Genomic DNA, 23,494 nt, shown 5'->3' with positions numbered 1-23,494 from the left:
CTAAATCATAGCTTGATTCCTTTCATCTTCCCGTTACATATCAGCTTGTTATATTGTTGTTGGTGAGTTCTTGCCAAAGAATAACGATAAATCAAAGGCAGGCTCGCCTCAGGCTGGTGCTAACAGGAAAAGGCAGTATATGAGATGCCTGGTATATTTCAACTGATTCATCGTGGATTTTTAATATAATTACAGTGAATGATTTGCGGGGTGAATTTTATTATTTCTCACATACTAATTATCTATTTTTATTCCCTTATTTGTTCTTGCTTTGAAAATAAATTGTGAATAATAAAATAAAAATAATGTTATTTTCGTTGTGCCGTCGTGTCGGGGAAGGCTGCACTTTTCCAGGCGGGAAAATGGCCGGGCATGACTGGAGGGCGAAAAAACGCAGCGTTATCTGCCGAAGAGTCGGGCAGAGGGACGAACAGAATCCCCCTATTCTCTGACGTCAATGCCTAAAATTGCTGACAATGAAGTATACTCAGGCCGCATAACATAATGGTTTGACGGTCATAAAATCAGCGGAGAGTAAGCTTGCGAGTCAGTCGTTCCTTAACGATAAAACAAATGGCGATGGTGTCTGCCGTCGCCGTGGTATTTATTTTCATTTTTATCGTCGTCCAGCTCTTTCACTTCGTGCAGCAAAGTCGCTACGACACCGCCAGCCAGATGGAAAACATTGCCCATTCGGTGCGCTTACCCCTGTCTGAAGCCATTCTGAAGGCGGATATTCCGCAGGCGGAAGCCATTCTTAACCAGATTCAACCTTCCGGTATTATCAGCCGGGCGGATGTCGTGTTGCCGAATCAGTTTCAGGCACTGCGTAAAAGTTTTATCCCGGAGCGGCAGATCCCGATGTGGATTGCCCGGCTCTTTGAGCTGCCGGTGCAGATCTCTTTGCCTCTCTACTCGCTGGAGCGCCCGACTAACCCGCAGCCGCTGGCCTATCTGGTTCTGCAGGCCGACTCCTGGCGGATGTACAAATTTATCATCAGCACCATCTCCACGCTGTTAACCACCTATCTGCTGCTGGCACTGATCCTGTCGGTGGCGATCAGCTGGTCGATTAACCGGTTAATTATCCATCCGCTGCGCAAAATCGCCCGCGAGCTGGACAACCTCAGCCCACAGGATGCTGAAGGACATCAGTTAACGCTGCCGCCGCTGCATCGTGACGATGAAATTGGCATGCTGGTACGCAGCTATAACCGGAACCAGCAGCTGGCGTTTCGTCAGTATCAGGAGATGAGCCTGTCCGGCACGCGCCATGCTGTTTCCGATTTGCCAAATAAAGCGCTGCTGCTGGCGCTGCTTGAACAGCTGGTGAGGAACGAAAAAAGCAGCGCGCTGATCGTTGTAGCAAGCGAAACGCTCAGCGATGCGGCGGGCGTCCTCAATGAAGGGCAGCGGGAAACCCTGCTGCTGACGATGGTCAGTAAATTAAAAAGCGTGCTGCCACCGAGCATGGTTCTGGCACAGCTGAGCGGCAACGATTTTGGCATCATTGCGCACGGCACCCGGGATTCCTGGTATGCAATGGCGTTGGCGAAGCAGGTCATGGCCGCGCTGAACGAAAATATGCCGATTAACGGCCTGCAGATTAAGCCAACGGCCAGCATTGGTATCGCGATGTTCCACGGTGGGTTAACGGCGGAGCAGCTTTATCGTCGTGCGGTTTCCGCGGCGCTTTCGGCTCGCCGTCACGGTAAAAATCAGATTCAGTTTTTTGACCCCGAACAGATGGAACAGGCGCAGCGCCGCCTGACCGAAGAGCACGATATCCTGTCTATGCTCGAGCGTCAGAAGCTGGCTATCTGGCTACAGCCGCAGGTGAATATGCGTACCGGTGAGACGGTCAGCGCTGAAGTCCTGCTGCGGATGCAGCAGCCTGATGGCGAATGGTCGCTTCCGGAAGGTCTTATTGAGCGGATAGAGGCCTGCGGGCTCATCGTAACGATAGGGACATGGATCCTCGAAGAGTCCTGCCGCACGCTGGCTGCATGGCAGAAACACGGGATCACTATGCCGCTGTCGGTCAATTTATCTGCGCTTCAGCTGCTGCACGAAGAGATGGTGCCTTCGCTGCTTGAGATGCTGTCGCGTTATCGCATCCAGCCGGGCACGTTGATTCTGGAAGTCACAGAAAGCCGCCGGATTGACGATCCTGACGCGGCGGTCAGCATTCTGCGACCGTTGCGTGAAGCCGGCGTAAGGATTGCGCTGGATGATTTTGGCATGGGCTACGCCAGCCTGCGCCATTTGCATCATATGAAGGCGCTGCCCATCGACGCGCTGAAAATCGATAAGAGCTTTGTAGATGGCCTGCCGGAAGACGGTGAAATGGTCAGCGTGATTGTGTCGATGGCCAAAACGCTGGGCCTTAAGCTGGTAGCCGAAGGGGTTGAACAGCCGGAGCAGCGCGACTGGCTGCTGGCGAAAGGCGTCACAATAGCGCAGGGCTACCTGTTCTCTAAAGCGTTGCCGCCGGAAGCCTTTGAGGCGCGCTATCTCTCCTCGCCGTTAACGTAACGGCATTGTTGCAAATGTTATCTGGCTGGCGCAAGCCAGTTCAATTATTTAACAATATTGTTTACAAATTAGCGGTGTATCACGTATCTGTTCGTTCATGAGTGGTAATTTTCCCCCGCAGACCGCCCGGTTGGTCGCGGTGCTGCGGAATTTACCTCTCAAGGACACCCTATGAAACTCTTCAAAAGCCTCTATTTCCAGGTACTGACAGCCATCGCCGTCGGTGTTTTGCTTGGTCACTTCTATCCGGAGGTGGGCGCGCAGATGAAACCGCTGGGCGATGCCTTCGTTAAGCTCATTAAAATGATTATCGCGCCCGTCATCTTCTGTACCGTAGTGACCGGCATTGCAGGTATGGAGAGCATGAAAGCGGTAGGGCGAACCGGTGCGGTGGCGCTGCTCTATTTTGAAGTGGTCAGCACCATTGCGCTGATCATCGGCCTGGTTGTGGTCAACGTGCTGCAGCCTGGTGCCGGGATGAACGTCGACCCGGCAACGCTTGATGCGAAGGCGGTGGCCATGTACGCCGAGCAGGCGCAGCAGCAGGGGGTGGTTGCTTTCCTGCTGGATGTTATCCCCGGCAGCGTTATCGGTGCCTTCGCCAGCGGAAACATTTTGCAGGTGCTGCTGTTTGCCGTGCTGTTCGGCTTCGCGCTGCATCGCCTCGGCCACAAGGGCCAGCTGATCTTCAACGTTATTGAGAGCTTCTCTCAGGTCATCTTCGGCATCATCAATATGATTATGCGCCTGGCGCCGATTGGCGCGTTTGGGGCAATGGCATTCACCATCGGTAAATACGGCGTAGGCTCTCTGGTGCAGCTTGGCCAGCTGATTATCTGCTTCTACATTACCTGTATTCTGTTTGTGGTTCTGGTGCTGGGCTCTATTGCCCGCGTGACCGGCTTTAGTATTTTCAAATTTATCCGCTACATCAAAGAAGAGCTGCTGATTGTATTAGGCACCTCATCCTCTGAGTCCGCGCTGCCGCGTATGCTCGACAAAATGGAGAAGCTGGGCTGCCGCAAGTCGGTGGTCGGTCTGGTTATTCCAACGGGTTACTCGTTTAACCTCGACGGCACCTCTATCTACCTGACAATGGCGGCGGTATTTATCGCCCAGGCCACCAACAGCCACATGGATATTTTCCATCAAATCACACTGCTGGTTGTGCTGCTGCTCTCATCGAAAGGTGCCGCAGGGGTGACGGGAAGTGGTTTTATCGTGCTGGCGGCAACTATTTCGGCGGTAGGCCATTTACCGGTGGCAGGCCTGGCGCTGATTCTGGGTATCGACCGCTTTATGTCTGAAGCGCGTGCGCTGACCAACCTGGTCGGTAACGGTGTGGCGACGGTCGTGGTGGCGAAATGGGTGAAGCAGCTCGATGAAAAACAGCTCACAGAGACGCTGGATAACAAACATTCTGCCAAAAAAGTGACCGAAGTCTCCTGATAACTAACGCAATTGCCCGCAGCGACTTGCCCTTGCTGCGGGCGACTCGGCATAATCCCCCCTGCTATTTATCTTTTTTACTCTTTGAAAGTGACGTTTGCGCGGATCTGCGGTCAAACGGAGTGGTGCTTTGTCACCAGCGAAGGCCAGTTCTGCTAACTCTGTGCCGTCGTTACACTTTTTAACCAGGAACGTTTCTCAGAGGTTCACATGCAGGGCACCAAAATTCGACTCTTAGCTGGCGGATTGCTGTTGGTCGCCGCCGCCAGTAATGTGCAGGCAGAAGCTCTTCAGCCCGACCCGGCATGGCAATCTGGCCAGTTGGCCAATGGTTTTCAATGGCAGGTGCTTGCCACACCGCAGCGCCCAAGCGATCGCGTAGAAATCCGTCTGTTGGTGAATACCGGCTCTTTAACTGAGAGTACCCAGCAGAGCGGCTACAGCCATTTCTTGCCACGTCTGGCACTGACTCAACATGGCAGCCTGCAACCTTTGCAGGTGCGTTCTTTATGGCAGCAAAGCACCGATCCGGCGCGCCCTCTGCCGCCGGTTATCGTCTCGTATGACTTCACGCTGTTTAATCTCAGCCTGCCGAATAACCGCAATGACCTGCTCAAAGAAGCGCTGACGTTTCTTGCAGACAGCGGTGGCAATATGGCCGTTACGCCCGACACCGTCAGCACCGCGCTGCAAACCCAGGATAGGGTCGCCAGCTGGCCGATGGATACCCAGGACAGCTGGTGGCGCTATCGCCTGAAAGGTTCTACGCTGCTGGGCCACGATCCTGCACAAGACTTAAAGCAGCCGGTGGATGCCGAGCAGCTCAAAGCATTCTATGAAAAATGGTATACGCCGGACGCGATGACCCTGATTGTGGTGGGCAACGTCGACAGCCGCAGCGTGGCCGAACAAATTAATAAGACTTTCGGTTCGCTGAAGGGGAAACGTGAAACGCCAGCCCCGGTGCCAACGCTCTCTCCGCTCAAGCTCGACCCGGTCAGTCTGATGACGGACAGCGTTCGCGAAGATCGCCTGTCGCTGATGTGGGATAACCCGTGGCAGCCGATTCGTGATTCAGCAGCGCTCTTGCGTTACTGGCGTGCAGATCTGGCCCGTGAGGCCCTGTTCTGGCACGTGCAGCAGAACCTCAGCAAAAGTAATCCTAAGGATCTGAACCTCAGCTTCGACTGTCGCGTGCTGTATCAGCGCGCCCAGTGCGGGATTAACATCGGTTCGCCGAATGAAAATCTGAATGCCAATCTGACTACCGTGGGTCGTGAACTGGTGCGCGTACGTGACAAAGGACTCTCGCAGGAAGAGTTTGATGCGCTGATAGCCCAGAAGAACGATGAGCTGGCCAAGCTGTTTGCGACCTATGCCCGCACCGACACCGACGTGCTGACCAATCAACGTTTACGTTCGCTGCAAAATCAGGTGGTGGATATTGCGCCGGAGCAGTATCAGAAGCTGCGTCAGGACTTCCTGAATAGCCTGACGTTAACGATGCTGAATCAGGATGTGCGCCAGCAGCTGTCGCAGGATATGTCTCTGGTGCTGTTGCAGCCGAAAGGTGAGCCGGAGTTCAATATGAAGGAGCTACAGGCGACGTGGGAAAAAGTCATGACGCCTGCTGCCGTGCAACCGCTGACGGACAATCCTAAACAGGATGTGTCGGATATACCTCCTGCCCAGTAGCTACTGCGGTGGATGACGCTAATGCTTATCCACCCTACGGTTTTGCGATCGTAGGGCGGATAAACGCAGTGTCATCCGCCGTGTGGCATTGCACTTTTAGGAATAATAGCCCCGCGATACTGAATTACGGTGCTGGCGGTTAAATGCCCGCGTTTTGCTGCATCTTCTGCATTGCCACCGGTCAGACGCACGGACAGATAGCCGGCGCTGAATGAATCGCCGGCAGCCGTTGTATCAATCACTTTTTCTTTCGACAGTTTCACCGCAGGGACTTCCAGTACGGCTTCATCCTGAATGGCGACCAGGCAAGACTCGGCTCCCCGCTTAATGACCACTTCCTGCACTCCCGCCGCCTGGGTACGGGCGATGACCTCTTCTACCGGCTTTTCACCCCACAGCAGATCTTCGTCATCCAGCGTCAGGAAGGCGATATCGGTATGGTTCAGCATCTGCTGATACACCTTCTGCGTCTCTTCTTTGCTTGCCCACAGGCGCGGGCGATAGTTGTTATCAAAAATGACCTTGCAGCCTTTAGCACGGGCCTGCTTCAGCAGCGCCATAAGCTTCTCGCGGCTGGCTGGGTTGAGGATCGCAAGGCTGATGCCGCTCAGATAGAGGTAGTCAAACTGCGCAAGTTCTGCGCAAATCGCCTGTGCCTGGTCGCTTTCCAGCCAGAAGCGGGCTGCCGCTTCGTTGCGCCAGTAATAAAACGTACGCTCGCCGCTGGCATCCGTCTCGATGTAGTACAAACCCGGCAGGCGGTGTTCCAGGCGCTGGGTGAGATCGGTACGGACGTTCTCGTCGTGCCAGGCGTCAAGCATTTGCTGGCTGAAGTTGTCCTCGCCCAGCGCCGTCACGTAGTGCACCTCAAGGTTTGCTGCATCTACCTGACGGGCAATATAGACGGAGGTGTTAAGGGTATCGCCGCCAAAGCCGCGGCTGACTTCCGCACCTTTTTGCGACAGTTCAATCATGCATTCGCCAATGATGGCAATTTTCCGGGTTGGCATAAATCGGTTACCTGATTTTTTGACATTATGGCTAGTTTGGGGGGCGACCAAAAAGGAGTCAAACGATTTAAAACGGCGTTTTGAAAAACTTTGAGCCAGACCAGTTTCCTGAAAGAGCGAAGAATCCCTGCGCACGGGACGATCGACATAAAGTTATCGATCGCCGGGCCGATAACCTTTCGACGGGCCATCTGAGTTATCAAGTCAAACAGGACATGCATGATGAAGTTGAAGCAGATCACTCACCGGCTTAATACGGCTGAAGCGAGTATCGAAAGTTTGCAGGAGCGACGCTTCTGGTTGCAGTGCCAGCGGCAATATACCTTCCAGCCTATTTATAGAGTTGATGGCACGTTGATGGCAGTAGAGCTGCTGACGGTAGTGATGCATCCGAGCGAGGAAGGGATGCGCATTCCTCCCGATCGTTATTTTGCTTCGATTTCAACCACCAGCCGCCTGAAGGTGATTGAAGAGCAGCTGCATCTGCTGAGCGACTGGGAATCTGTATTTGTCGCTCACGGTATTCTTGCGTCAGTCAACGTCGACGGTCCTACGCTTGTGGCGATGAAGCATTACCAGCCGATTCTGCTGCTTATCGATCGGCTGCCGTGGGTACGGTTTGAGCTGGTAGAGCATATCACCCAGCCTCAGGCTGCCACGCTTGCGAGCATGCATGAGTTCGGCCCGTTGTGGCTGGATGATTTCGGTACTGGCATGGCGAATTTCTCGGCGCTGAGCGAAGTACGCTATGACTACATCAAGGTTGCCCGCGATCTGTTTATCATGCTGCGTAAGAGCGAAGAGGGCCGCACATTGTTTACCATGCTGCTGCAGCTGATGAATCGCTACTGCAAAGGCGTGATTGTGGAGGGGGTAGAAACAATAGACGAATGGCGAGACGTACAATCATCGCCGGCCGTTGCCGCCCAGGGTTATTTCCTGTCACGACCCGTTCCTTTTGAAAACCTTGAAAACGTTTTGATTCGCCTTCCCTGATGCCCTTTTGGTGACGCTACACTATCTTTAGTTAAGGCAAGTCACACAGGAAGGTGAAACACATGACAAGAACCGGCAAAATCAGTAGCGCAGTCGTTGGGGTTTTATTGTTGTTGGTTGTGGTGGCAATTATCGTGATTGCGACGTTTGACTGGAACCGGCTCAAACCGACCATCAACCAAAAAGTCTCGACGGAGCTCAATCGCCCCTTCGCCATTCGCGGGGATTTAGGGGTCGCCTGGGAGCGCAATAAAGAGGAGACCGGCTGGCGTAGCTGGGTGCCCTGGCCGCACGTTCATGCCGAAGATATTATTCTGGGCAACCCTCCCGAGATCCCCGACGTTACCATGGTGCATCTGCCCCGTGTAGATGCCACGCTGGCGCCGCTGGCGCTGCTCACCAAAACCGTTTATATCCCGTGGATCAAGCTGGTGCAGCCTGACGCACGAATTATTCGTCTGTCTGAAAAGAACAATAACTGGACGTTTAAGCTGGCGGGGGATGACAAAAAAGACCCGAACGCGCAGCCGTCTGCCTGGTCTTTCCGCATGGACAATATCCTGTTCGACAAAGGGCGTATCTCCGTTGATGACAAAGTCAGCAAAGCGGATATGGTGATCATTGTCGATCCCCTCGGTAAGCCTCTGCCGTTTAAAGAAGTCTCTGGTGCGAAACCTACCGGGAAAGATGCCGCCAAAGCGGGTGATTATGTGTTTGGCCTGAAGGTTAATGGACGCTACAACGGCGAACCAATCGAAGGGACGGGGAAAATCGGCGGCATGCTGGCGCTGCGCAGCGAAGGCGACACGGCCTTCCCGGTGCAGGCCGACGTTCGTTCCGGTAACTCTCGCGTTGCGCTGATAGGCACCATCAACGATCCGATGAAAATGGGCGGCGTGGACCTGAGGCTGAAGTTCTCCGGCGACTCGCTGGGCAACCTCTACGATCTGACCGGCGTGCTGCTGCCGGATACGCCGCCGTTTGAAACGGACGGCCACCTGCTGGCGAAAATCGATACCGAAAAGGGCTCGGTCTTCCGCTATCTGAACTTCAACGGCCGCATTGGCGACAGCGATATTCATGGCTCGCTGACCTATTCGCAGGGCAAACCTCGGCCTAAACTGGAAGGCGATCTGGAGTCGAAACAGCTGCGGCTGGCGGATTTAGGGCCGCTGATTGGCGTGGATTCCGGCAAGGGCGCGCAGCAGAGCAAGAAATCCGAAGAGAAGAAGGGCGAGAAAACGGTTCAGCCTGCGGACAAAGTTCTGCCGTATGACCGTTTCGAAACGGACAAATGGGACGTGATGGACGCGGACGTGCGCTTCAAAGGCGGGCGTATCGAACACAGCGGCACGTTGCCGCTGAGCGATCTCTCCACTCACGTGATCCTCAAAAACGCTGACCTGCGCCTCCAGCCGCTGAAGTTTGGCATGGCGGGCGGCACCATCAGCGCCAATATCCATCTGGAAGGTGACAAAAAACCGATGCAGGGGCGGGCAGATATTCAGGCGCGCCGTTTGCAGCTTAAACAACTGATGCCGAAAGTTGAATCCATGCAGAAAACGCTCGGCGAGCTGAACGGCGATGCGGATCTTCGGGGGAGCGGTAACTCGGTAGCTGCGCTGCTAGGCAGCAGCGACGGTAACCTTAAGCTGCTGATGAACGACGGCCTGATCAGCCGCAACCTGATGGAAATTGTCGGTCTTAACGTCGGGAACTACATCGTCGGGGCGATCTTTGGCGATGATGAAGTGCGTATTAACTGCGCCGCTGCGAACCTGGATTTACGGGGCGGGGTGGCCACGCCGCGCATCTTTGCGTTCGATACCGAGAACGCGCTGATTAACGTGACGGGAACAACGAACTTCGCCAGTGAACGGCTCGATCTGACCATCGACCCGGAGAGCAAAGGGATCCGTATCATGACCCTGCGCTCGCCGCTCTACGTGCGCGGCACGTTCAAAAACCCGGATGCGGGTGTGAAAGCCGGGCCGCTAATTGCACGTGGTGCAGTAGCTGCCGCGCTGGCAACGCTGGTGACTCCGGCCGCCGCGCTGCTGGCGCTGATCTCACCGTCTGAAGGGGATGAAAACCAGTGCCGTAATATACTTGGGCAGATGAAGAAGTGATATAAAAGAAACGGCGGGTAACGTTAAACGCTACCCGCCGCAAAGATAAGTGTAGGGTGCAAAAGCGCTGGCGCCTTCCACCAAAAGGTTACAGCGACTGGTGACGAGTCTCTTTGGTCAGCAGCAGCGCAATCAGCGTCAGAACGGACATGCCCGCCAGATAGACACCGACGTAGAACAGGCCGTAGTTGGACTGCAGCCAGGTGGCGATATACGGCGCGACGGATGCGCCCAGAATCGACGCTACGTTATAAGAGAACGATGCTCCGGTGTAGCGCACTTCCGTCGGGAAAAGCTCCGGCAGCAGCGCGCCCATCGGGCCGAACGTCAGGCCCATCAGGCTCAGGCCAATCAGCAGGAACGCCATCACCAGCGCCTCGCTCCCCGAGCCCAGCAGCGGCTGGAACAGGAACAGCGCGAAGATAATCATCAGGCTGGTAATCACAATCATGCACTTGCGGCGGCCAAAGGCATCCGCCAGGTAGCCTGCAATCGGCACCATCACGCCAAAACCAATCACCGCCATCATCAGCATCCACAGCACGTCATTGCGTGAGAAACCCAGGCCTACCGGGACAGCGGCGGTGCTGTAGGTCATGGAGTAGACGGTCATGATGTAGAACAGCGTGTAGGTGGCGAGCATGATAAACGTGCCCAGAACTGTCGCCTTCATGTGTTTGCTCAGCAGCGTGCCCATCGGCACTTTAACCTGCTTGCCCGCTTTGGCGATTTTGGCAAATACCGGCGTTTCATGCAGCGAGACGCGAACGTACAGACCGATAATCACCAGCACCGCAGAGAGGATAAACGGTACGCGCCAGCCCCATGACATGAACTGTTCGTCGGTCAGCAGCCAGGAGAGCAGCAGGAAGGTGCCGTTGGCAAAGAAGAAGCCGATTGGCGCGCCGAGCTGCGGGAAGGAGCCATAGAGCGCACGCTTACCCTTTGGCGCGTTCTCCGTTGCCAGCAACGCGGCACCGCCCCATTCCCCGCCCAGGCCAAGCCCCTGGCCAAAACGCGCCAGCGCCAGCAGCATCGGGGCCAGCACGCCGATCGTTTCATAGCCCGGCAGCAGGCCGATAATCACCGTGGAGACGCCCATGGTCAGCAGCGAAGCAACCAGCGTCACCTTGCGGCCCACGCGGTCGCCGAAGTGCCCAAACAGCGCGGAGCCAATCGGACGGGCCACGAAGGCAATGGCAAAGGTCGCCAGCGACTGTAGGGTGGCGGCCGTAGGATCACCCTGCGGAAAGAAGATGTGCGGGAAGACAATCACCGCTGCGGTGGCATAGATATAAAAGTCGAAGAACTCAATGGCCGTGCCGACCAGAGAGGCAACGACAACTTTTCCCCGTGAGTTGACCGGCGTGCTCTCGGTCTCGGTATCGATAGTTGTGGCAATGGATGCTTGCATAATTTTTTCTTATTTATATGGCGACGAAGGGCCATATTACGCACAGCAAAAGCCTGATTTCAACGCGGCAGGCGGGCCGGGCTTGTTCGAAAATCGTTCATAAAGCGAATAATTTTCATCCCGAGACAGAAGCAGCTTAGATATTCTTATATTTAGTAATAAGGCAGATAATAAAACTGGATTTTAGTTAAATAAAAGTTACAGGCTGGATTTATGTTCTGGAGGTGGGGTGCGTTAAACACTATTTTGGTGGATGACGTCACCCTACATAACATCGCGATTCGTAGGGGGGATAAGCGCAAGCGCCATCCACCGACATGTTTTAACTGCGTTATTTATGGGTTTTTCCCGGCATCCTCGGGTCGTCTTTGTACTCCGCCGTGGCAATCCACGCTGCGCAGAACAGCGTTAAGCGGGCGAAGAAATAGAAGAAAGCCATCAGCCCCAGCACGGAGCCAAAGGCCGCGCCGGACGGCGAGCTGACCAGTTTTGGCAGGCTGTAGGTCATGATGATTTTAATCACCTCGAAGCCGATGGCGGCGATAAACGTGCCGCGGATCAGCGCCTTTTTACGTGGGCGGTGGCGCGGCAGACGCCAGAAAATCCAGAAGAACAGCAGGTAGTTGGCGGAAATAGAAATCGCGAGGCCAATCAAATGCCAGGCAGGTTTCAGCCAATCGATGTTATCCAGATGCAGGAAGTGAATAATGGTCGCCTGCGCCGAACCTGCAATGGAGGTAATAGAAAGCGTCACGATAAGCGCCACCAGCAGGCCAATCAGCGAGATAAAGTCGCGCAAATATTTTACCCAAAATTTCTCGTTATCCTGCGGATTGCGTTCCCATTTGTCCCGGGACTGCGCGCGTACCGCTTCACGCAAATTCCCCATCCAGTTGATACCCGAATACAGCGCTATTAATAAACCCACCAGACCAACCGTGGTGCGCTGCTGCACGGCGGTGTTAATGATGTTTTTAAGCGTAGCGGCAAGCGTTGGGTCGCTGACGTTGGCAAAGATTTTATTGAAGATATCCTGTAGCAACGTCGGGTGGGAGGCGAGAACATAGCCGCCGGCGGCGAAGGCCACCATCATGATCGGAATGAGCGACAGGAACGAGAAGTAGGTGATAGCCGCACCAAACTGGTTGCCGAGACGATCGTTAAAACGTTCAGCGGCGCGTATCAGGTGCGCCACCATAGGGCGTTTCACCGTCCTGTTTACGGTATCGATGGTGTGATTGACCGTTGCGTTCCCGGTCTTCATTTTTAGCAGTGGATCCGGGTCAGCCGGGCGCTCTGCGGGTACGACCTCCGGTTTCGGATCGGTCTGAAAGGGGGCGACCGGCTCGTATTCGAGCGAGTCCGTAGGGCGTTTTTCCTGATTATCCGGCATCAATTTTTTCCTTATCTTTGGCTTTGATGTTAAGGAAATTATAGCCCGAACGCTAATCTACATACGTTTTCATTGCATCAGTGAGCCATTCCATAAACAAATGCACCCGTCGCGACAGGTTGCGACGATGCGGGTAAAGCAGCGAAACGGGCAGAGGCGCTGCGCGGTACTGCGGCAGAATCTCAAGGAGTTTCTTGTTTTTGAGAGGCTCCCTCAGGCCGATGCGGGGTGCCTGAATAATACCCAGTCCCGCAAGGCACGCTGCCTGATAAGTTTCCGTACTGTTAACGGTGATGACCCCGCCGGTTTTCACCCACTGCGTTGCTTTATCCACACAGACTTCAAAGCCCTGAGGGCGAGTACCAAGGTTAACGGCATAATGCACTACGGCGTGGGATGCCAGATCTTCCAGGGATTCAGGATAGCCAAACCGCGCCAGGTAATCGGGGCTGGCGCAGTTGATCTGAGTAAGCTTGCCCACGGAACGTGCGATAAGCCCGGAATCTTTCAGATACCCCACGCGTACCACGCAGTCGAACCCTTCGCGTACCACATCAACCAGTCTGTCACTGCTACTTAACTCCAGCTCAATGCCCGGATATTGCTGTAAGAAGGCCGGTAGTTTGGTCATGACAAGATTCCTGGCCAGCGATACGGGCATATCTACCCGCAAGCGTCCGCTGATGGTGGATGGATCGTGCAAAAAAAGACCATCCAGCTCATCGAGGTTAGCGAGTAAATCCCGGCAGCGTTCGTAATAGACCATTCCGTCCTGGGTTAACTGTACCCGGCGCGTGGTGCGATACAACAAACGCGTACCCAGCGCGCTTTCCAGCGCCTGGATCTGTCGGGATACGCTACCTTTAGGAAGTCCAAGGGTGTCGGCGGCCCGGGTAAAACTCTCCAGTTCAGCTACCCGAATGAACAGCTGCATTGCCTGTATTTTATCCACTAAAAACCGCCATTGTTGTTTGAAATGAAACAGTGATGTGCATATTGCCATCTTTATTGATTTTGTAGCATCTAATAAGCTGTCTCTCAATCACCGTACGGCAATCAACGAGGCAAAATATGAAACAAACCATCGCAATAGTGACCGGCGGCAGCCGTGGATTAGGAAAAAACGCCGCGCTGAAGCTGGCGGCCAGGGGCGTCGGTATCATCCTCACCTATAACAGTAAGCAGCAGGAAGCGCAGGACGTTGTGCGTGAACTTGAGCTGAAAGGCGTGAAAGCGGTAGCAATTCAGCTGAACGTCGGCGAAAGCGCCAGCTTCGCGGCCTTTACGGCGGAAGTAAAACAGCAGCTGCACGACGTGTGGCAGCGCGACTCGTTTGATTATTTAGTAAACAACGCCGGTATCGGGCTGGACGCGTCGTACGAAAAAACGACGGAGGCGCAGTTTGATGAATTAATGAACATCCACCTGAAGGGGCCGTTCTTCCTGACCCAGCACCTACTGCCGCTGATGAAAAACGGCGGGCGCATTTTGAACGTCTCTACAGGGCTAACTCGCTTCGCATTTCCCGGCAAGGCAGCATACGCCACCATGAAAGGGGCCATGGAAGTGCTGACGAAGTATCAGGCTAAAGAGCTGGGCGAGCGCGGTATCTCGGTGAATATCATCGCGCCGGGGGCGATTGCGACAGATTTTGGCGGCGGCGTCGTGCGGGATAATGAGCAGGTTAACAAGGCGGTTTCCGAGCACACCGCTCTGGGCCGCGTCGGTCAACCGGATGATATCGGCGATGCGATTGCTGCAATTTTGAGCGATGAAATGGGCTGGGCTAACGCACAGCGGATTGAGGTTTCCGGCGGGATGATGCTGTAGGTTTTTTCCTCTCGCCTGTGGGGCTGTCTTGTACGGACCTCTGAAAATGTTATGGGCGAGATCGAGAAGGTTCCGTTCACCGTTCGCAACGGTCGCAGAGATAACCAGACGTACGGGGGAACGGAATACCTGCGGGTTTACAGATCTCACCCTGATATGTAACCAGAGTGAGATGTGAGTAAGCTGCAGCACCCTACGGGGAGAGGATAAAGCTCGCTACTGCTTCTGCAGGTGATCCACTTTCATCACGGCGGGCTTCTGCTTTTTATCCAGCGTGCCGTTAATGGCTATCAGCTGATCGGGCTGTACGCTTCGACCATCGAATACCGCCAGGGGAATAGTGACATCCAGCGTGCCGGTTTTGTCCCTGAACTGATATCTGTCCTCGCCCGTTTTCTTAATCAGGTTGCCGGTCAGCGAGACGCTGGCACCGTCATGCATCGCTTTTGCCTGCACAATGGTCATCCCCTGGGCATCCTCCATTCCACGATAACCTTTATCCATCGCATGCGGCGGCGGCGGGGCGGCATCGTTTTTGAATCCTCCCCGATCGTCGGCGAGGACAGAAAAGCTGATGAGGGTGCTTAACCCTGCAATAACCAGAACTCTCTTCATAGGTTCTCCTTAAGCTTATTGTTGAGCTTCGGGTACACCCTGTAAGCATGGCATAACGTCGGTGAGTCTTCCTGAAAGTGAGATTAATCGACAATAAACAGCGTTGCGCCAGTCCTGGTTGAGGAGCGGTGTGGCTCGGCGTTATCGGCAACCTGATAGCTCATGCCCGGGCTGAGCGTAAACTGCCGGCCATCTTCCAGTTCCGTTTGCAGCTCTCCCTTAACACACAGCAGGACATGGCCTTTCTGGCACCAGTGGTCGGCCAGATAATCCGCAGTGTATTCCACCATGCGTACCCGCATCGGCCCAAAGTGCTGCGTTCGCCAGTAAGCTTTGCCGGTGGTACCGGGATGTTCAGTGGCGGGCAGGCTCGCCCAGTCTGTGGTGACGAAGGGTAAATCTGCGATGTGCATTGTCATGCCTTTTTGTTAATGGATTGTAGATATTTATTGATAGCAGCAAAAAAGAACGGCGCCAGTTAGCCGCGCCGTCAGGTGAATTTATTTCCAGCGGGATAAATCATCAGACGTCAGCCCTATGTCTCGTAATTGTTCCTTGCTCAGTACCTTTAAAGCTCGTGAAGCCTGACGGTGCAGCCTTTTCTGCCGAAAATAATGGTAGATCATGATGAAGCCATAAAACGGTTTGCGAGCACGATTTTCTTCAAAGCCCATGATGTTTCTCCTCTGTTGGTCAGGGGATCATCATGCGCCGCCATACAATTTACAGGCAGGCTCAAATATTACTTTTATTTAACATACAGACGCGCTAAAACATGAACTGAATGGTGTTTTTCCTGAGAATCTGTACTGGTTTCGGGGTCTGTATTGTTAATCGAGAGGATACAGCATGACGCGTTATCAACATCTCGCCTCTTTACTGGCGGAACGTATCGAACAGGGGCTGTATCGCAGCGGCGAGCGGTTGCCTTCGGTACGAAGCCTGAGTAGCGAACATGGCGTCAGTATCAGTACCGTTCAGCAGGCTTACCATCTTCTTGAAGATCGGCAGCTTATTTCCCCGCAGCCGCGTTCCGGCTATTTCGTTACCCAGCGCAAAGCGCAGCCTCCGGTTCCCCAGCTGACTCGTCCGGTGCAGCGCCCCGTGGAGATTACCCAGTGGGATGCGGTACTTGAACAGCTGACCGCTCGTGAAGAGCGGGAGATGGTGGCGCTGGGCAGTGGAAATGCTGATGTGACCCAGCCGACCATCAAACCTTTATGGCGGGAGCTTGGGCGCATCGCTCAGTATCAGGAGCCCGAGCTGCTCGGCTATGACAGCGTTTACGGCATGCGCGCCCTGCGCCAGCAGATTTCACGTTTGATGCTCGACAGCGGCTGTGTGGTTAGCAGCGACGACATCTTAATTACTAATGGCTGTCACGAAGCGCTCTCGATTGCCATTCGTGCCGTGTGCGAGCCGGGTGATATCGTGGCGGTGGAGTCCCCTTCTTTTCACGGCACCATGCAGATGCTGCGTGCTTTCGGCATCAAAGTTGTTGAGATCCCGACCGATTCCGTGACGGGCATCAGCGTGGAGGCATTAGAGCTGGCGCTGGAACAGTGGCCGATCAAAGCGGTGATTCTGGTGCCCAGCTGCAACAACCCGCTTGGGTTTATCATGCCTGAAGAGCGGAAAAGAGCGGTTTTCTGCCTTGCCCAGCGCTTTGATATTGCGATTATTGAAGATGATGTTTACGGCGAAATGGCCTACGAATATCCGCGCCCGATGGCGATCAAGTCTCTGGATATCGATGGGCGCGTACTGCTTTGCAGTTCATTTTCTAAAACGCTTGCCCCAGGATTACGGGTGGGCTGGATTATTCCCGGACGTTATCTCGACCGGGCCCTGCATATGAAATACATCGGCACGGGCAGCACGGGCACGCTGGCTCAATATGCCGTGGCTGAGTTTATTCGTAACGGCCACTATCATCGTCATCTGCGTCGTATGCGGCAGATTTACCAGCGTAATCTCGAAGTGTTCACCTGCCGGGTTCGGCAATATTTCCCATGTGGTATCTGCGTTAGCCGCCCTCAGGGCGGGTTTATTATGTGGGTCGAACTTCCTGAGAATATCGATCTTGTCCCCATCTGTTGTGCGCTACGTGAAGAGGGGATCCATCTGGTGGCGGGGTCGCTCTTATCGGCTTCCGGAAAATATCGCAATTGTCTTCGCCTGAACTATGCTTTGCCGGTTGATGCAGCGCTTGAAGCTGCTCTGCGTAAGACAGGTGAGGCGCTGGGGCATGTACTGGAAAATACTTAGCTTTTTAATTAGTTACTCCACTCAAACCTGCAACCATAAAAATACCATCGTCGATGGATTGATGCGCAATGACCGCATCAGGCGTTTTTACGCCGTTTACTGATAAAGGAAAACCATGACCAGCACCGCACAGCTGCTGATACGGGATAAGTTTGAAACTTGCCTGGGTGTGATACGTCAGGCCTCGTTACAGATCCTGCCACTATTAAGAATTCGCGTTGCCGGGGGCAAAGACCCGCAATGGTTTTTCCAGCAGCTTGAAATGGCTCGACAGGGGATGGGAAGCTGGGCGGCAGTGGCTCGTCGCCTTAACCTGAATGACGCGGAGATGTCGCAGTTTACGCTATCGCTACGCCACCTTCAGCAGCTTGTACCCCAGTATGAAAGTGGGCAGGAGGTCAGTGATAATCAGCTGATTGCCGCGCTACGCTTTATCAGTTTTCTCGAGCTGGTTCGCAGTAAACAGCCTTTGCTGAATTACTCGACCGACGTAAACGATGCTGACGAGAGGGTGAATAACACGGCCCGCAGGCAGATCCGCGGCATTGAGCTGATGCTGCGCGGTATCATTAACAGCGCCTGGGTAAATCAGACCCAGCTGGTTAGCCAGCTGAAAGCGCAGTTCGGCACCGACAAAGTCAAAGGCTGGCTTAAAAATGCCGAGCGGGGCGATATTCTCAGCGGCATGCGTTTTAGCGAACTGGCACAGCTGCTGGTGGATAAAAAAGAATTTGCCTGCCACTACGCCACCCTTTATCAAAGTACGTCACAATTAAGCCTGTTTATCGATCAGCGTAAAACGCTGCAAACTTTCCTGGATGACGTTCGCGTGCTCCGTAATGCCCTTATGGAGAACCGTTCGCTTTCCAGTGCCCAGGCGGCTTTACTCGACAATTATTATGACGAAATAAGCGATGCCATCCAGAAAGCCTGCGATGAAGGACGTAAGAAGGTGAATCCACGGATTCTGCTCTCTTGCGACGAGGCTGAGCTGGAAGATTATATGGACCGTGCGTACAGGCTATATGAAGCGACGGGCAGAGATACGGGTGAGATAAAGGACTCCATCGAACGGGTGGATAAGGCTGACAGCGGTAAAAAGCGCGATGTCGCCGATACCGCCTCCGTTGCGCTGTGGGCGATGGTCGGTGTTGGCGTCATTGGCATGGTGATTTTTGTGCTTACTATCGTTAACGATATGAATAAGCAGCAGGATCCCCCGGCACCGGAAGTCGCGACGACGGTTCAGGCGGCAGAGCAAGCGCCGGAAAAGGTCAGCCCGCGGGATAAGCTGGCGAATATGGGGATCACCTGGGATGAATTTAACCTGCGTTCAGCCATCGAACGCGGAGACTCACCTGTTATCCGGCTATTTATGCAGGGGGGCATGAGCTGGAAGGTTTCATTCGCTGAACCGGCTCTTGCGGCAGATAGCGATGACGCTCTGACCACTTTGCTCCAGTATCGCTCGCAAATGGATGAAGTCCGTCCTTGCCGAAGAATGATTAATACCATGACGCAGGCAATGAAAGATGGGCAAAGCCTGACCGCGAAGCGTAAAGAGTTTCTGAAAGCATTTTGCAGCAAGCCGGGAACGGTGAGGCGACAGAAAGAAGATCTCGAACGAGCAGTGCAGCGGCAGGCGGTGGCGAAAAAGCAGTATGCAGAAGCCAAAGCGCAGGGGCGGCAGCCCGAGCCAGTAAAAAGCGATGAGGTAGATATTCAGCGGGCAGTCTATAAAGCGATTCGGTAAAACCCGACTGGTCACTCATTGACGTTTTCTTTCCGATTATGAGGGCTGCCCCTGGTTATGTGCCGGGGTGGAACAGGCAATTTCACGAAAACTGATTCAACGGCATGCCTTCAACACCTTGTCGCTTAATTAGTACGACGCTTCGCATATAACATGATGATGTTATTGGATATTTGTTATTTAACAACTTAGCGTTTTATTTGTTGCTGCACTAATGAACTCTGCGGTTCTTCCAGGGATTATCTCACTTTAAATTTGGTTTTGTTTTACCATATTTTAACATTTTTATTTCTCCTGTTTTTAACTTTATGTTTTTTAAGGGAGTAATTTTGATGATATGAAATGAGTCCCGCAAAATGGTTTCTCAATTGTTGCCGTAGATAATTAATCAGCATTTTTTGCTGGATTAAATGCAAAAAATGCAATTTTCGGTTGATGTGCATGCCAATAACTGTGCAAATAAATAATCTTGAAAAAATACGTTCAGGTGGTGTTATATCCTGCGTTTCAAATTATTCATGGCTTATAAATCTTAAAAATGTGGCTTTCAGTTCTTACATACGAAAAAATGAACTGTATTGCCGCTGCTCCTCTCCCGGGCATAGAATAGCGGGCAAGCTAGCCAAATAAATCTAATTACGCCATAAAAAAACTATAAAACAGATAGTTATAAATTTATGAGTAACAGATAGCGATAGCAAAGAGGAGACTAACTCATTTTCTTTGCATTTTTTAACCGAACGCGTACAGGGTGGTATTCGTCGGGGTAGTGAATTGAATTAAAAGGATTTTTATGCACAAGCAGTTTAAATATGTAGGTTTGTTTTTAGCCTTCAGTATCAATAATGCATTAGCGACAGAAAGCGTCGATGTCAGAGTTATCGGTACTATTGCTCCCTCGGCCTGCGTCCTGATGCTAACCGGCGGTGGTGTTGTCGATTATGGTGCGATTAAACCGGAAACGCTGTCGGAAGATGATTTTAATGTACTGGCAGGCAAGAAGCTGGATCTCTCCATCAATTGCGCTGCACCCACTATGGTTGCGCTGAAATCCGTTAATAGCCGGCCTACTAAGCAGGCTGGTCAAGTGTCTGCTTCAGGCGAGGAGGTCGTTTCTAAGATCCCCTTTGTTAAGGCAAGCAATATTCCTTTCATTATACAGGACGATGAAGGAGGTGAAGAAATAGGTGGCTATACGTTGTCACTGTCTGATTCTCTGGTCGATGGAGAAAAAGCCACTCTTCTTATGCATAACATTGGTGAGTCAACCTGGCACGTCAATGAAAGTAAGGCCATTGTTAATAATAATACCGAGCTATTGACGACCTGGGGAACTAAAAATACCACGACGCCAAAAGCTTTTGAGATGCTAAGCGCCACTTTGAACGTTCAGTCATATCTTAATAAAGGTTCGGCGCTGGATAGAACCAGGCCAATTATGCTGGATGGCATGAGTACGCTGGAACTCTACTATCTGTAAGGTAAGGATTTTATTTCCTCCAGGGATCTGGTGGAAAAATGATGGCCTTTTTAAGGCAATGATATTGTTAAATTAACCATCATGAGTCTGCTATCCATGGACAGTTTGTATTCAGGGCTGAATATAAACCGGAACAGACTCTTTACATAAAAGGAAGAAATCATGTTTAAAGTAATGCAAAAATCAGCTTGTGCACTGGCGGTACTGGCAGTAACCGCAACATCCGCAATGGCAACCGAAAGCGTTGACGTGAAGGTTATTGGTACCGTTACACCGGGTGCCTGTACTCCGACTATTTCTGGTGGTGGCGTCGTTGATTTCGGTACTATTCGTGCCAATACTCTTTCTGCCGATGCTTATACCGTGCTGTCAGAGAAGACGCTGACCTTTGGTATTAGCTGCAGTGCTCCGGCTAAAGTCGCTATTAAAGCAGTTAACGACCGTCCAAATACCCTTGCTGGTGCAACCGAGGGCGCTGGTGGGGCCGGACGTCGGCCATCGGGTATTGATATCAGCGCTGCGAACGCCGTAGGGTTAGGGCTTGATGGTACATCAAAAATTGGCGGTTACAGCGTTCGCGTCCTGACCTCAACCGTACTTGCTGATAATGCTGCCGTGGATACCATTTATCGTAACAGCGCCATCAACTGGGATATAGACGTTGATGGGGATATTTACGATACCACTTCAGTGAGAAATGTCTCCTGGGCCGAAAAAGGTGCTGTCGTACCAATGGCTTTCACCACGCTTACTGGTGACATTGCGGTAAAACCATATCTTAACAAAGCTTCAGAACTGGATCTGACGCACGACATCCAGCTCGATGGCCTGACAACTATCGAACTGGTTTATCTGTAATCTTTCATTAAATTAAATCTTATGAACCTGCTCCCAGGGATAGTTTGCATTCAGGACTGAATACAGGCCGGGACGGGTTCTTTATATAAAGGAATAAATCATGTTTAAAGTAATGCAAAAATCAGCTTGTGCACTGGCGGTACTGGCAGTAACCGCAACATCCGCAATGGCGACCGAAAGCGTTGATGTTAAGGTTATTGGTACCATTACGCCAGATGCATGCTCTGCGACAATTTCAGGCGGTGGTGTTGCAGATTATGGCACGATCAAAGCAAATGTCTTATCTAGCGATAATTACACCATTCTGGATGAGAAAAAACTGAATCTAACAATCTCCTGTGATGCACCGACAAAAGTTGCCGTGAAAGCAATTGATGGCCGTTTAAATTCACTGGCTGGAGCTACTGAAGGTGCTGCAGGGGCAGGACGCTCTCCAATAAGCTACGGTACGACTTCTGAGTTTTATCCTGCTGTCGGCCTGGGGTTAGACGGTGAGCGTAAAATTGGCGGCTATTCGGTGTTATTCAGCGACGTAACTATTGATAGCAGCAGTGATACGACATCTATCATCCAGAGAGAGGGTAATCCTACCTGGTCCAATAACTATATGAATTCCGCTTATGATGTTAACAGTGTCTCTAATGTCTCATGGAAAGTAGGTACCGGTGATAACACGCCAGCATCGCTTAAAAACCTGAGTGGTACTGTTTCCATTAAAGGGTTTATCAACAAAGCTTCAGAACTGGATCTGACGCACGACATCCAGCTCGATGGCCTGACAACTATTGAACTGGTTTATCTGTAATGAGCTAAAATTAGCCTTGCCGTTAAAGCGGCAAGGCAAAAAAATATTCTAATGGCTATTATCTTAAACATCAGGAGTCTACTTCGCGAAGGTGTTTACGTTTAAGGGTGAATGCATGCCGGAATAGATTCTTTTTAAAAGGAATGAAGCATGTTTATATCAATACCCCAAAAAAAATCTCTGTTAGTATTCCTGACGTTAACAGCGACATCTGCGCTGGCAGTTGAAAGCGTTGATGTTAAAGTTTCTGGGACTATATCTCCTGCTGCCTGTATGCCAGCCATCTCCGGAGGCGGGATTATTGATTATGGTATGATTAAAGCGCATACCCTTAGCGCTGATAGCTATACTGCACTCGAACAAAAGACGCTGAATTTTTCTATTAGCTGCAGAGCGCCGACGAAAGTATCTATTCATACGATGAATGGGCGACCAGGCACTACCGCAGGCGCTGACGAAGGTGCCGGTGGCGCCGCTTATGCGCCAACGCCGCTATTTAATATAGCGAACTATCCTGCCGTTGGGTTAGGTGTCGACGGTACTGTTAATATTGGCGGATATGGCCTTGCACTGGCTGATGTCAGCGCGGATAGCAAAGATGTCTCTTCAATCTATATGATTCCTTATATTCCAGGCTGGCATCCGAAACCCAGTTCAAGCCTTTATGCGCATGACTCTGATACATTAACTTCGTGGTCAGAGCAGGGCAGCACCATTCCTCTGGCATTTGAAAATCTGCAGGGGAAAATTCAGGTTGAGGCTTATTTAAATAAAGGCTCAGAGTTAGATTTGACACATGATATTCAGCTCGACGGTCTGAGCACGCTGGAACTGTACTACCAGTAATCTACTGCATAATGCATGGCGGCCTGACGGCCGCCATAGTGGATTAATGCGTTGCCTGACCTACCAGGCCGCCAGTCCCCGCACCAACGGCTGCACCTTTCAGTACGCTGTTACCCGTTGTGGCTGCCGCAACACCGCCTACGGCTGCACCAATGGCACCACCTTTACGCGCGGCCTTGCCTGTATCGCCATGTTTAAACATCGCCCCGGTACCGCCGCCAACAACGGCGCCGCTAACGGTACTTTTCACGCTTTTGCCCGTTGCTGCACCTACGGCAGCACCTGCCAGCGCACCGCCCGCAGATCTGTCCATAGCCAGTGCCTGGCCAGAAAATGCAAGTGCACAAACTAATAATGCAGGAATGTAATTTTTCATGAACTTCTCTCAGGGGATCATAAAATGAACATCGTCATGATA

20 protein-coding genes are annotated in these 23,494 nt (G+C 52.4%); 12 read left to right on the top strand and 8 right to left on the bottom strand.

The window, feature by feature from the left end; genetic code table 11:
* Nucleotides 1–540: 540 nt before the first annotated feature.
* From hmsP to HYQ67_RS16065, 3 genes are all read left to right on the top strand, one after another.
* Nucleotides 541–2,535: a biofilm formation regulator HmsP gene (hmsP, locus tag HYQ67_RS16075; protein ID WP_202305074.1), complete on the top strand. Its 1,995-nt coding sequence runs from the start codon at nucleotides 541–543 to the stop codon at nucleotides 2,533–2,535.
* Nucleotides 2,536–2,706: 171 nt separating this feature from the next.
* The gene (locus HYQ67_RS16070) at nucleotides 2,707–3,984 is read left to right on the top strand and encodes a dicarboxylate/amino acid:cation symporter (protein WP_202305064.1); all 1,278 of its coding nucleotides are present in this window, start codon (nucleotides 2,707–2,709) and stop codon (nucleotides 3,982–3,984) included.
* 210 nt (nucleotides 3,985–4,194) lie between these two features.
* A complete protein-coding gene (locus tag HYQ67_RS16065; protein WP_202305062.1) occupies nucleotides 4,195–5,679 on the top strand; it encodes a M16 family metallopeptidase in 1,485 nt (494 codons plus the stop codon).
* A 71-nt stretch (nucleotides 5,680–5,750) separates the two neighbouring features.
* On the opposite strand, the gene kdgK is transcribed toward HYQ67_RS16065, so the two are convergent.
* Complete coding sequence (gene kdgK, locus HYQ67_RS16060; RefSeq protein WP_202305060.1) at nucleotides 5,751–6,689, bottom strand: 2-dehydro-3-deoxygluconokinase; 939 nt, start codon at nucleotides 6,687–6,689, stop codon at nucleotides 5,751–5,753.
* A 222-nt stretch (nucleotides 6,690–6,911) separates the two neighbouring features.
* On the opposite strand from kdgK, the gene pdeH reads away from it, so the two are divergent.
* Both pdeH and HYQ67_RS16050 read left to right on the top strand, forming a co-directional pair.
* Entirely contained in the window at nucleotides 6,912–7,685 is a 774-nt protein-coding gene (gene pdeH, locus HYQ67_RS16055; protein ID WP_202305197.1) for a cyclic-guanylate-specific phosphodiesterase, read from the top strand.
* Nucleotides 7,686–7,747: 62 nt separating this feature from the next.
* Complete coding sequence (locus HYQ67_RS16050) at nucleotides 7,748–9,814, top strand: AsmA family protein (protein WP_202305058.1); 2,067 nt, start codon at nucleotides 7,748–7,750, stop codon at nucleotides 9,812–9,814.
* Between the two features lie 88 nt (nucleotides 9,815–9,902).
* Here HYQ67_RS16050 and HYQ67_RS16045 read toward each other — a convergent pair whose 3' ends face one another.
* From HYQ67_RS16045 to HYQ67_RS16035, 3 genes are all read right to left on the bottom strand, one after another.
* Nucleotides 9,903–11,228: an MFS transporter gene (locus tag HYQ67_RS16045; protein WP_202305056.1), complete on the bottom strand. Its 1,326-nt coding sequence runs from the start codon at nucleotides 11,226–11,228 to the stop codon at nucleotides 9,903–9,905.
* A gap of 331 nt (nucleotides 11,229–11,559) precedes the next feature.
* A complete protein-coding gene (gene yhjD, locus HYQ67_RS16040; protein WP_431355448.1) occupies nucleotides 11,560–12,621 on the bottom strand; it encodes an inner membrane protein YhjD in 1,062 nt (353 codons plus the stop codon).
* A gap of 52 nt (nucleotides 12,622–12,673) precedes the next feature.
* The gene (locus tag HYQ67_RS16035) at nucleotides 12,674–13,573 is read right to left on the bottom strand and encodes a LysR substrate-binding domain-containing protein (protein ID WP_202305043.1); all 900 of its coding nucleotides are present in this window, start codon (nucleotides 13,571–13,573) and stop codon (nucleotides 12,674–12,676) included.
* A 119-nt stretch (nucleotides 13,574–13,692) separates the two neighbouring features.
* Here HYQ67_RS16035 and HYQ67_RS16030 point away from each other — a divergent pair, with 119 nt between their 5' ends.
* Entirely contained in the window at nucleotides 13,693–14,451 is a 759-nt protein-coding gene (locus HYQ67_RS16030; protein ID WP_202305041.1) for an SDR family NAD(P)-dependent oxidoreductase, read from the top strand.
* Nucleotides 14,452–14,667: 216 nt separating this feature from the next.
* Here the strand turns inward: HYQ67_RS16030 and HYQ67_RS16025 are convergent, their stop codons facing one another.
* The 3 genes from HYQ67_RS16025 to HYQ67_RS16015 all read right to left on the bottom strand — a co-directional run bounded on the left by HYQ67_RS16025 (nucleotide 14,668) and on the right by HYQ67_RS16015 (nucleotide 15,740).
* Nucleotides 14,668–15,066, bottom strand: a complete 399-nt coding sequence (locus tag HYQ67_RS16025; protein ID WP_202305033.1) for a YdeI family stress tolerance OB fold protein — start codon at nucleotides 15,064–15,066, stop codon at nucleotides 14,668–14,670.
* Nucleotides 15,067–15,149: 83 nt separating this feature from the next.
* Nucleotides 15,150–15,479 carry a DHCW motif cupin fold protein gene (locus HYQ67_RS16020; protein WP_202305031.1) on the bottom strand — a complete coding sequence of 110 codons (330 nt, stop codon included), beginning with the start codon at nucleotides 15,477–15,479 and terminating at the stop codon, nucleotides 15,150–15,152.
* Between the two features lie 87 nt (nucleotides 15,480–15,566).
* Nucleotides 15,567–15,740: a DUF1127 domain-containing protein gene (locus tag HYQ67_RS16015; protein ID WP_202305030.1), complete on the bottom strand. Its 174-nt coding sequence runs from the start codon at nucleotides 15,738–15,740 to the stop codon at nucleotides 15,567–15,569.
* A 175-nt stretch (nucleotides 15,741–15,915) separates the two neighbouring features.
* Here HYQ67_RS16015 and HYQ67_RS16010 point away from each other — a divergent pair, with 175 nt between their 5' ends.
* From HYQ67_RS16010 to HYQ67_RS15985, 6 genes are all read left to right on the top strand, one after another.
* Nucleotides 15,916–17,334 (top strand): aminotransferase-like domain-containing protein, encoded by a 1,419-nt coding sequence (locus HYQ67_RS16010; protein ID WP_202305028.1) that lies wholly within the window; start codon nucleotides 15,916–15,918, stop codon nucleotides 17,332–17,334.
* Between the two features lie 115 nt (nucleotides 17,335–17,449).
* Nucleotides 17,450–19,087, top strand: a complete 1,638-nt coding sequence (locus HYQ67_RS16005; RefSeq protein WP_202305026.1) for an STY4199 family HEPN domain-containing protein — start codon at nucleotides 17,450–17,452, stop codon at nucleotides 19,085–19,087.
* A gap of 793 nt (nucleotides 19,088–19,880) precedes the next feature.
* The gene (locus HYQ67_RS16000) at nucleotides 19,881–20,567 is read left to right on the top strand and encodes a DUF1120 domain-containing protein (protein ID WP_202305025.1); all 687 of its coding nucleotides are present in this window, start codon (nucleotides 19,881–19,883) and stop codon (nucleotides 20,565–20,567) included.
* 162 nt (nucleotides 20,568–20,729) lie between these two features.
* Complete coding sequence (locus tag HYQ67_RS15995; protein WP_237391284.1) at nucleotides 20,730–21,425, top strand: DUF1120 domain-containing protein; 696 nt, start codon at nucleotides 20,730–20,732, stop codon at nucleotides 21,423–21,425.
* A gap of 100 nt (nucleotides 21,426–21,525) precedes the next feature.
* A complete protein-coding gene (locus HYQ67_RS15990; protein ID WP_202305024.1) occupies nucleotides 21,526–22,230 on the top strand; it encodes a DUF1120 domain-containing protein in 705 nt (234 codons plus the stop codon).
* A 150-nt stretch (nucleotides 22,231–22,380) separates the two neighbouring features.
* A complete protein-coding gene (locus tag HYQ67_RS15985) occupies nucleotides 22,381–23,076 on the top strand; it encodes a DUF1120 domain-containing protein (RefSeq protein ID WP_202305023.1) in 696 nt (231 codons plus the stop codon).
* Nucleotides 23,077–23,119: 43 nt separating this feature from the next.
* Here HYQ67_RS15985 and HYQ67_RS15980 read toward each other — a convergent pair whose 3' ends face one another.
* Entirely contained in the window at nucleotides 23,120–23,452 is a 333-nt protein-coding gene (locus tag HYQ67_RS15980) for a glycine zipper family protein (protein WP_202305022.1), read from the bottom strand.
* Nucleotides 23,453–23,494 lie beyond the last annotated feature (42 nt).

Origin of the sequence: Dryocola clanedunensis subsp. sulfonylureivorans, assembly GCF_016756775.1 — a bacterium.
Taxonomy (GTDB): domain Bacteria; phylum Pseudomonadota; class Gammaproteobacteria; order Enterobacterales; family Enterobacteriaceae; genus Dryocola; species Dryocola clanedunensis.
Note: the sequence above shows the minus strand (reverse complement) of the source record. Positions and strands in the feature narration are given on the sequence as shown.